9 protein-coding genes and 3 tRNA genes are annotated in these 9,379 nt (G+C 43.4%); 2 read left to right on the top strand and 10 right to left on the bottom strand.

Translation table 11 applies throughout. The annotated features are described in order from the left end of the window. Positions 1-10 precede the first annotated feature (10 nt). The 7 genes from dnaJ to I2I33_RS13210 form a co-directional block, all read right to left on the bottom strand. Complete coding sequence (gene dnaJ, locus I2I33_RS13240; RefSeq protein WP_087421409.1) at positions 11-1,159, bottom strand: molecular chaperone DnaJ; 1,149 nt, start codon at positions 1,157-1,159, stop codon at positions 11-13. Between the two features lie 17 nt (positions 1,160-1,176). Next, the gene (locus I2I33_RS13235) at positions 1,177-1,770 is read right to left on the bottom strand and encodes a nucleotide exchange factor GrpE (protein ID WP_087421408.1); all 594 of its coding nucleotides are present in this window, start codon (positions 1,768-1,770) and stop codon (positions 1,177-1,179) included. 176 nt (positions 1,771-1,946) lie between these two features. Continuing rightward, positions 1,947-2,642, bottom strand: coding sequence for a RadC family protein (gene radC / locus I2I33_RS13230; RefSeq protein WP_087421869.1), 696 nt, complete (start codon positions 2,640-2,642; stop codon positions 1,947-1,949). Between the two features lie 142 nt (positions 2,643-2,784). Beyond that, on the bottom strand, positions 2,785-3,036 hold the full coding sequence (gene rpsT, locus I2I33_RS13225; RefSeq protein ID WP_027201645.1) for a 30S ribosomal protein S20: 252 nt from the start codon (positions 3,034-3,036) through the stop codon (positions 2,785-2,787). A gap of 28 nt (positions 3,037-3,064) precedes the next feature. Next, positions 3,065-3,136: transfer RNA gene (locus I2I33_RS13220), tRNA-Glu, on the bottom strand. A 22-nt stretch (positions 3,137-3,158) separates the two neighbouring features. Further along, a tRNA-Glu gene (locus I2I33_RS13215) sits at positions 3,159-3,230 on the bottom strand. Between the two features lie 29 nt (positions 3,231-3,259). After that, positions 3,260-3,331, bottom strand: a tRNA-Glu gene (locus I2I33_RS13210). Between the two features lie 304 nt (positions 3,332-3,635). Between I2I33_RS13210 and rsmI the strand changes: the two genes are divergently transcribed. Beyond that, the gene (gene rsmI / locus I2I33_RS13205; protein ID WP_027201646.1) at positions 3,636-4,331 is read left to right on the top strand and encodes a 16S rRNA (cytidine(1402)-2'-O)-methyltransferase; all 696 of its coding nucleotides are present in this window, start codon (positions 3,636-3,638) and stop codon (positions 4,329-4,331) included. 34 nt (positions 4,332-4,365) lie between these two features. Here the strand turns inward: rsmI and I2I33_RS13200 are convergent, their stop codons facing one another. Both I2I33_RS13200 and eno read right to left on the bottom strand, forming a co-directional pair. Further along, entirely contained in the window at positions 4,366-5,019 is a 654-nt protein-coding gene (locus I2I33_RS13200) for an MIP family channel protein (RefSeq protein ID WP_027201647.1), read from the bottom strand. 129 nt (positions 5,020-5,148) lie between these two features. After that, positions 5,149-6,432: a phosphopyruvate hydratase gene (gene eno, locus I2I33_RS13195; protein WP_087421407.1), complete on the bottom strand. Its 1,284-nt coding sequence runs from the start codon at positions 6,430-6,432 to the stop codon at positions 5,149-5,151. A 228-nt stretch (positions 6,433-6,660) separates the two neighbouring features. Between eno and I2I33_RS13190 the strand changes: the two genes are divergently transcribed. Further along, a complete protein-coding gene (locus tag I2I33_RS13190; RefSeq protein WP_087421868.1) occupies positions 6,661-9,126 on the top strand; it encodes an outer membrane beta-barrel family protein in 2,466 nt (821 codons plus the stop codon). Here I2I33_RS13190 and I2I33_RS20320 read toward each other — a convergent pair. Next, positions 9,123-9,356: a winged helix-turn-helix transcriptional regulator gene (locus I2I33_RS20320; protein ID WP_255378867.1), complete on the bottom strand. Its 234-nt coding sequence runs from the start codon at positions 9,354-9,356 to the stop codon at positions 9,123-9,125. The genes I2I33_RS13190 and I2I33_RS20320 overlap by 4 nt on opposite strands. Positions 9,357-9,379: the final 23 nt, after the last annotated feature.

Genomic DNA, 9,379 nt, shown 5'->3' with positions numbered 1-9,379 from the left:
ATTATTATTTCTAATCAAAAAAATCTTTCATCTTGGAAAAGATACTTTTCTTGTCACCACTTCCCGGCTTAAAGCCTTCCGCCTCTTTCATCTTTTCCACGAGTTTTTTCTCGTCCTTCGACAAGTTCTTAGGAATCCACACGTTCACCTTTGCCAACAAATCCCCTTTACCGTAACCGTTCACATCAGGCAATCCTTTTCCTCGCAAACGCAATATTTTACCCGGCTGGGTACCTGCCTCAATCTTCACTTTCACTTTCCCTTCGATGGTCGGAATCTCAACCGTTTCCCCTAACACGGCTTCCGGATACCCGATAAACACGTTGTATAATAAATCATTCCCATCTCTTACCAACTCCGGATGCTCTTCTTCTTCTATCAACACGATCAAGTCACCGTTCACGCCACCACGACGAGCTGCGTTTCCTTTACCATTCAAAGACAATTGCATCCCTTCACCCACTCCTGCCGGAATATTGATAGAAATCACCTCTTCCGACATCAACACGCCCTCTCCATTACAGAAAGTACATTTTTCATTGATAATCTTTCCTTCGCCCTCGCAAGTCGGACACGTGGAAGTGGTTTGCATCGCTCCCAGTATCGTATTTTGTACCCGGGTCACCTGTCCCGATCCTTTACAGGTCGAACAAGTGGAATAGGATTTTCCATCCTTTGCTCCCGTTCCGTTACAATGCTGACAAGCCACGTATTTCTTTACCTTGATTTTCTTCTCAATTCCGGTAGCAATTTCCTGAAGGTTCATTTTCACCTTCACTCTCAAGTTCGTTCCCCGGTTTACCCGGCGGGCACTACGGCCACCACCAAAACCTCCGAAACCACTAAAGCCACCGAAACTTCCGAAAATATCCCCGAATTGAGAGAAAATATCATCCATACTCATGCCGCCACCAAAACCTCCTTGTCCGGCTCCACCGACTCCGGCGTGACCGAACTGATCATAACGACGTCTCTTTTCTTCATTACTCAGCACATCGTATGCTTCAGCGGCTTCTTTAAATTTCTCCTCGGCCTCCTTGTCCCCCGGGTTCTTATCCGGGTGATACTTTAAAGCCAGTTTTCGATATGCTTTCTTGATCTCAGTGGCATCAGCACTTTTAGATACCCCCAACACCTCATAATAATCTCTCTTTTCCATTACCACGCAACTATATTTTATTCACCAACAACCACTTTCGCAAAACGCATCACCTTGTCATTCAAGTAATATCCCTTCTCGATACAATCCAACACTTTACCCTTTAACTCCGGAGTCGGAGCCGGAATTGTCGTTACCGCCTCGTGAATATCCGTGTTAAAATCAGCATTTTCAGTCTCGATTTCTTTCACGCCATTCTGTGTCAGAAAAGACTTAAAATTAGCATAGATCAAATCCACTCCTTCTTTTAGAGCTGCCACATCCTTCGCCGTACTCATACTCTTCAAGGCTCGTTCGAAGTTATCCACCACGGGTAAAATATTACTTAACAATTGTTCCCCGGCACTCTTGGTTAACTCCATTTTTTCCTTCAAGGTACGTTTCCGGTAATTATCGAACTCTGCGGACAGACGTAAGTATTTATCATTCATCTCGATCAGTTTCTGTCCCAACTCTTCCAATTGCTTATCCTCTTTTCGGCAAGACTTGTCTTCTTTCTTTTTGTGAGCTTCTCCCTGATGTTTTTCTGAATTCACTTCTTCCTTTTCCGTATCGTTCGTCTGTGACTCTTCAAACTCGTTCTCCTGAGTCGATCTCTTCTCTTCTGCCATATCGTATATAATTTTTTTATGAATAAACATTTTAAGCTACTCTTTCTAAGCAAAATCCCTGCCAACCGTCAATATGCCACATTGACAAGCATTACAAGTGCCAATGTGACACAAATAGCTGCCACAAAGATAGTAAAAGATATTCTTCCGATTCAACTTTTCAGCACTTAATGGGATTAAAGCATCCCATTATCCGCAAAACTATAATACCGATTAGGGCAAACGACAATGTGATCCAGCAACGTGATGTCTAATACCCGTCCAGCCTCCTGTACTTTCTTTGTCAAAGTAATATCATGGGAACTCGGACGATCATTACCGCTGGGATGATTATGAGCTATCACGATGGAACAAGCTTTTGATTCCAGCACCTTCCGGAATATCATACGAATATCAATGATCGTACTCTCTATGCCTCCTGAAAACAAACGATCGCATGACTTAATTCGGCAAGCGCTTGATAAGGTTACGACCCAAAATTCTTCATGATCCAGATCACCGATTAACGGCTGAAGATAATCGTACAAATCCCTGCTGGTCGTCAACGCCGGTTCCTCCCTTGCCGTCGACAATGCCCGGCGGCGCCCCAATTCCATGGCAGCAATAATCGAGGCTGCTTTCGCCATCCCAACTCCTTTATAGCGATTCATAAAATCCGATACAGAAAGACGAGCCAGCGTATTCAAATCATTACTGGCATCCGTCAAAATCCGGCGAGACAAATCCAAGGCTGATTCCCCTCCACTCCCCGAACGGATTAAGATTGCGAGCAACTCGTTTGTCGAAAGCGCAGTAACACCTTTCAACAACATCTTTTCCCGGGGCTTATCGTCTTCCGCCCACGAGGAAATTGGGATATAATTTCCAGTCATAACTTTTTCTTTATAACTGGCAATGTAGCTATTTTTTTGCAATAAAAAAATCTCGAGAAGTAATTTCTCAAGATCAACCGACACATAGAAATAAAGGTAACAAACAAATTGTTTGTTACCTCAATATCTTAAGATAGTAAAATTACAGTTTATTCACATGTAAAGCCAAGCTAGACTTCAAGTTAGCTGCTTTGTTCTTGTGGATAATATGTTTTTTTGCTAATTTATCCAACATAGCCGACACTTTCGGCAACAAGTCTGCTGCAGTCTCCTTTTCGGTCATTGCACGTAGCTTTCTAACGGCATTTCTAGCAGTCTTTGCGTAATAACGATTGTGTAATCTTCTTTTTTCAGTCTGCCTTATTCTTTTTTCTGATGATTGATGATTTGCCATCTCTACAAATTAATTTAATTCAACTTTGTAGTCCGTACGAGAATCGAACTCGTGTTACAAGAATGAAAATCTTGCGTCCTAACCCCTAGACGAACGGACCATAAAACCCACTAAAATCTCGGTAGTCCGTACGAGAATCGAACTCGTGTTACAAGAATGAAAATCTTGCGTCCTAACCCCTAGACGAACGGACCATCGTTAAATGTTTTGCTTTTTGCCCTAGTAGTCCGTACGGGAATCGAACCCGTGTTACAAGAATGAGAATCTTGCGTCCTAGCCCCTAGACGAACGGACCATCTTTTGCTTTAGCGGTTGCAAATATACGGCAAATTTCATTCCTACCAAAGAAAACGTGTGTTTTTTTTCACATTACTGATTATTTAACTACAAATACGTCTTCAAAGCATTGAAAATTAATAACATGAAAAACGATACTATATTAACAAAATAACCACCCATTCCCCCATACAGGCAAACACACGTAGCATAAAACCCCAAAAAACATACATTACAATGAAATTAATTCCCTACCTTTGCCTGCATTAACCGTTGAAAATAGAAATTCATTTTCAATTTTCAATTTTCAATTTTCAATCATTATGGCTAAATTATATCTGATCCCAACTCCTGTTGGCAATCTTGAAGACATCACGCTGAGAGCGCTTCGTATACTAAAAGAAGTACCTCTTGTACTTGCCGAAGACACCCGTACCTCTGCGAAACTATTAAAACATTACGAGATCAACACCCCCCTGCTCTCACATCATAAATTCAACGAACACCAGCAAGTGAGTCGTATTGCCGAGCGTATTGCACGAGGCGAAGACATAGCCTTAATCAGTGATGCCGGGACACCAGGAATCTCCGACCCGGGATTTCTACTTGTACGTACCTGTATCGAACAAGGAATAGAAACTGAATGTCTGCCTGGAGCCACGGCATTTGTTCCCGCTCTCGTCAATTCCGGTCTACCCTGCGACCGTTTTTGTTTTGAAGGATTCCTGCCACAAAAGAAAGGTCGTCAAAAAAAACTTATAGCTCTTGCTGAAGAGGAACGTACAATGATATTCTACGAATCACCATTCCGTCTGGTAAAGGCCCTCGAACAGATGGCTGAATTCTTCGGCGAAAACCGACATGCTTGTGTAGCCCGCGAGATCAGTAAACTTTTCGAAGATTTCCAGCGAGGTACGTTGAAAGAACTAATTGATCATTTTACCGAAAACGGGGTAAAAGGAGAAATCGTCATGATCGTGGAAGGTAAACCCAAAAAAGAAGAGGAAGAATCAGAATAAAAATGGGGACTCCACCAAGTCCCCATCTTCATATTTATTTACATTTCTGACATTCGAAATATTTCCAGACTCCGGCAGCAAGGATAGCACCTAAAAATGGAGCGATAATGAACAACCATAACTGACTTAAAGCATTACCACCTTCAAAAATAGCAGGAGCAATACTTCGAGCCGGATTAACAGAAGTTCCTGTCACAGGGATACATACAATATGGATCAAAACCAAAGATAGACCAATTGCTAATCCCGCAAATCCGGCAGGAGCGTTAGCACTCGTGGACCCCAGAACAACAAGGATAAAGATAAAGGTAAACACCAACTCCGCCACAAAAGCCGGAACCATATTTCCTTCCCCGTACATATTTGCACCCGTTCCTTCCAACCCCATCCCGGAAGAAATCACGTAAAGAATCGCCGAACCGATAAAAGCACCGATGACCTGAAATAACATATACATCCCAGCATCCTTTCCGCTCATTCGCCCCGTCAAGAAAACACCTAATGTAATAGCCGGATTAATATGACATCCGGAAATACCACCAATAGCATATGCCATTGCTACCACAGACAAACCAAAAGCGAAAGCAATCCCCAAAAAACCGATTTCTGCTCCGGCAATAACAGCACTACCGCATCCCATAAGCACGAGTACCATAGTACCAATCATTTCAGCTACATACTTTTTCATAAATTTGTTTTTAAGATTTTAGGATTACAAATATACTATAAAATTAGGATATGTTATCCTGCTCAAAAAAAGAAAAGACTCCTATAACAATTGTCATAAGAGTCTTTTCCCCTATAAAATAAATTTCAATTACTTGCTGAATTTCCGTCCATAGAACTGAGCACTATCACCTAATTCTTCCTCGATCCGAAGTAATTGATTGTATTTTGCCATACGATCAGAACGACTTAATGATCCCGTCTTAATTTGTCCGGAATTGGTTGCCACCGCAATATCCGCAATAGTCGCATCCTCCGTCTCCCCGGAACGATGAGAAGTGACCGACGTGTAGCCGGCACGGTGAGCCATATCAATCGCATCCAATGTTTCGGTTAATGTACCAATCTGGTTTACCTTGATCAAAATGGAATTAGCACATCCCATTTCAATGCCTTTCTTCAAATATTGCACGTTTGTCACGAACAAATCATCCCCCACTAACTGGCAACGGTCCCCGATACACTCTGTCAGTAATTTCCAGCCTTCCCAATCGTTCTCACTCATACCATCCTCGATAGAATCGATCGGGTAACGGGATATTAATTCCTCCAGATAAGCTACCTGCTCGGCTGAAGAACGCTTTGCGCCCGTTGCTCCTTCAAATTTAGAATAATCGTAAACTCCATCCTTATAGAATTCAGAAGAGGCACAATCCAACCCGATCATCACATCCTCACCCGCCTTATACCCGGCAGCCTCAATAGCTTTAATAATAGATTCCAAGGCATCTTCTGTTCCTTTCAATGCGGGAGCAAAACCACCCTCGTCACCCACGGCCGTACTCAACCCGCGATCGTGAAGAACTTTCTTCAAACTATGAAAAACCTCCGCACCCATGCGCAAAGCCTCACGGAAAGATTCAGCCCCAACCGGACGAATCATAAACTCCTGGAACGCAATAGGGGCATCAGAATGAGATCCTCCGTTAATAATATTCATCATCGGCACCGGTAACACTTTTGCGTTTACACCACCGATGTAACGATATAACGGCATTTCCAATGCGTTAGCAGCAGCTTTCGCACAAGCCAAAGACACTCCTAATAATGCATTGGCACCTAAATTACTTTTGGTCGGCGTACCGTCCAATTCCAATAAAACACGGTCAATCCCTACCTGATCGGTCACATTCATTCCTAATAAGGCATCAGCAATCACCGTATTTACATTATTCACGGCTTTGGTTACCCCTTTACCGCCATATCTTTTCTTGTCTCCATCACGCAATTCCAATGCTTCATGTTCTCCCGTGGACGCTCCGGACGGAACCGCAGCACGGCCCATCGCCCCACATTCCAGAATAACATCTACTTCTACGGTCGGATTTCCTCTTGAATCCAACACTTCTCTTCCAATAACTTCTGTAATATACATTCCTCTTAACTTTAAAAGTTCGTAAATAAATTGTTGTGACTAAGATACGTAAAACAATTGAAAAAGTCACATGATTTGGTTCATAAAGTTTATAAAGTTCCTTGTCATAAACTTTAGCCCCGCAATAAACTTTCCTCGGAAAGATTTGTCTTAATAGTGCGAAGATTTGGTTTGTAATTAAAAACACTCCATTCTTCGACGGAATGTTCAATTGTGTATAAAGTGTATATGAGTAAAGTAAAAGAAGCTGTTTTAGCTATCTTCTTCACGTTGTTTGCCCTATCTACCTTTGCCCAAACGGGAAGTGTCAGAGGACGAATTATAGATGCTAAAACGAAGAAACCCTTAGAGTTTGTCAACGTGAGTATCCGGGCCACGGGAACTCAAACCCCGTTAACCGGAACAGTCAGTGATTCAACCGGAGTTTTCCGTATCAACCGAGTGAAGAACGGGGCTTACACGCTCACCGCCTCGTTTATCGGTTACAAATCCGTGGAAAAAGAATTCACGATCTCACCGACCGCAAGAAATGTAAACGTGAAAAACATCCTTTTGGAAGAAGACAGTCAAGTGATTGACGAGATAAAGGTTGTCGGCCAACGAGCACAAATGAGATTCGAAATCGACAAAAAAGTCTTCGACGTGGAATCCAATATTTCTCAAGCCGGAGGATCAGCCAGCGAGCTACTTGAAAATATTCCCTCGGTGGAGGTAGACAACGAGGGTGAAATCTCTTTACGGGGAAACTCAAGTGTTACGATCTGGATCAATGGCAAGGCATCAGGCCTGTCCGCAGATAATCAAGCCCAAATACTGGAACAAATTCCTGCTGAAAGCATTGAGCGCATAGAATTGATCACGAACCCCTCGGCCAAATTCAGCCCGGAAGGGACTTCCGGAATCATCAACATTATTTTGAAGAAAAACCGGAAAGCCGGATATTACGGTAGTTTCCAAGTCGGGGCCGATATTTTAGGCGGGTATAATGCCAGCGGTAGTATCAATTACAGTAGTGGTAAGATTGAATCTTACCTTAACGTCGGGTACCGCCAAAGGAAATCGGAAGGTAAGGATAATACAGATCGTATTAATCTGGATGACCAAGGTAATCCGGTTTCCTACTTGAACCAGAAAGGCTGGAACGATCGGGATGGCGGTTCACTCTTCACTCGGGCAGGTCTAACACTACACCTCTCCCAGACCGACCATATCGGAATTGAAGGATTCGGACATTTCGGGAACAGGAATTCCAACAACACCATTCGTTACGAAAGCGATGTCCCCGGCTCGTTCACCAGTAGCGAACGTATCAGCGATTCTGACAACTCCTCCAAAGGGGGCAACATCAACCTCGACTACAAGCATGAATTCAGCGAAAGCAGTAATCTCGTGGCTCGTGCTTCGTGGGATTTATGGGTTTCTGACGGGACCAGTACATACAAACAACATTCCCTCTACCCAGAAAATAAAGAAACCTCTTCCTGGCAAAAACAGGAAAGTGACAACCGTTCACAAAGCTGGGAATTTCAAGCAGACTACGTGAACCAATTCACGGAAGAAAGTAAGTTGGAGGCAGGTTATAAAGGTACGCTCAGCAGCCAAAAAAGTCCCGTGGAAACCTATTCCGGTGAAACGGAAACGACAGCCGATTTTGACGAGTTATTATATAACAAATACTCTTACGACCGAAATATCCAAGCCTTATACGCCACGTTCTCCACGAAAGTGAATAACTTCGGGTTGCAACTAGGCTTACGGGGAGAATACACGGACACGGAGACCAAATCACTGGGGTACGGAGAAACCGAGGCCACGGCCATTCCTTATAAAGACGACTATTTCAGTTTATTCCCCAGCCTGTTCCTCTCGTACAGTCTTCCGAAAAATCATGAAATACAGGTCAACTACACCCGACGAATTTCACGTCCCAGAGGCTGGCAATTGAACCCGTTTATGAACATGACCGATTCACTCAATATCTCGTTCGGAAATCCTTACCTTTCTCCGGAATATTCCAATTCCTTCGAGTTGAATTACATCAAGACTTGGGAAAAACACACGCTATCCGTCTCCACCTACTACCGGAACACGGACGACGTGATCCAACGTATTCGTTACCGGGAAGGAGATGTCATGAAAAGCACATCGGCTAACATTACACAATCTTCTTCTGCCGGAGCCGAAATTGTGGCAAAAAACAAACTACTGAAATTCCTAGACTTTACAACAACCCTGAATTTCTATTATAACGAACTGGAAGGCTTTTCTTACCTCCCGGCAGGTGCAGACACCCCGGTTACGGGAGAACGGGACGATAACTTCTCCTGGACAGGTAAAATCATTGCCAATGCCATGCTACCGTACGCCATCTCGTTACAGGCTACCGGAAGCTACAACTCCAAACAGATTATTGCTCAAGGGCACCGGGAGGCAAGTTACCGCTTAGATCTGGGAGCCCGGAAGTTTTTCTTTGACCGGAAAATAAACCTTAGTATAAGCGTGCAGGACATTTTGAATTCCCGTAGTTGGCACAGCATCACTTCCGGTAACGGGTTTAAACAAGATAGTGATAGTTGGAGAAAAGGCGGGGTTTTCCGTTTCACGTTAAGCTATAACTTCGGAAACATGAAAGCTTCCAAGCAAAAGCAACAGCGCCCTTCGGAAGAGATGAACATGATGGAAGAAGAGTTTTAATTTTTAATTATCACTTCCCAACGTCCACCTTTGTCCGGCCCGATTCTGCGGAGTATTCCGTCAGCTTTGAGCCGGGCAAAATGTTTTTCTACCGCTTTCGACGAAATCCCGATCCGTGTCGCAACAGCCGTGGCACTCAACATCGGATATTCCAATAACAAGGAAATAATTTTCTCCCTACCTTTTGGTGTTTTCTCCCTACCTTTTTTTATTTTTCTCCCTACGGCCAAAACAATCGTTCCCCTAAAAAATA

It is taken from the genome of Butyricimonas sp. BSD2780061689_150309_C8 (assembly GCF_015560935.1).
Lineage (GTDB): Bacteria > Bacteroidota > Bacteroidia > Bacteroidales > Marinifilaceae > Butyricimonas > Butyricimonas paravirosa.
The sequence above is the reverse complement of the archived record's forward strand: the minus strand, read 5'-3'. Positions and strand labels throughout refer to the sequence as shown.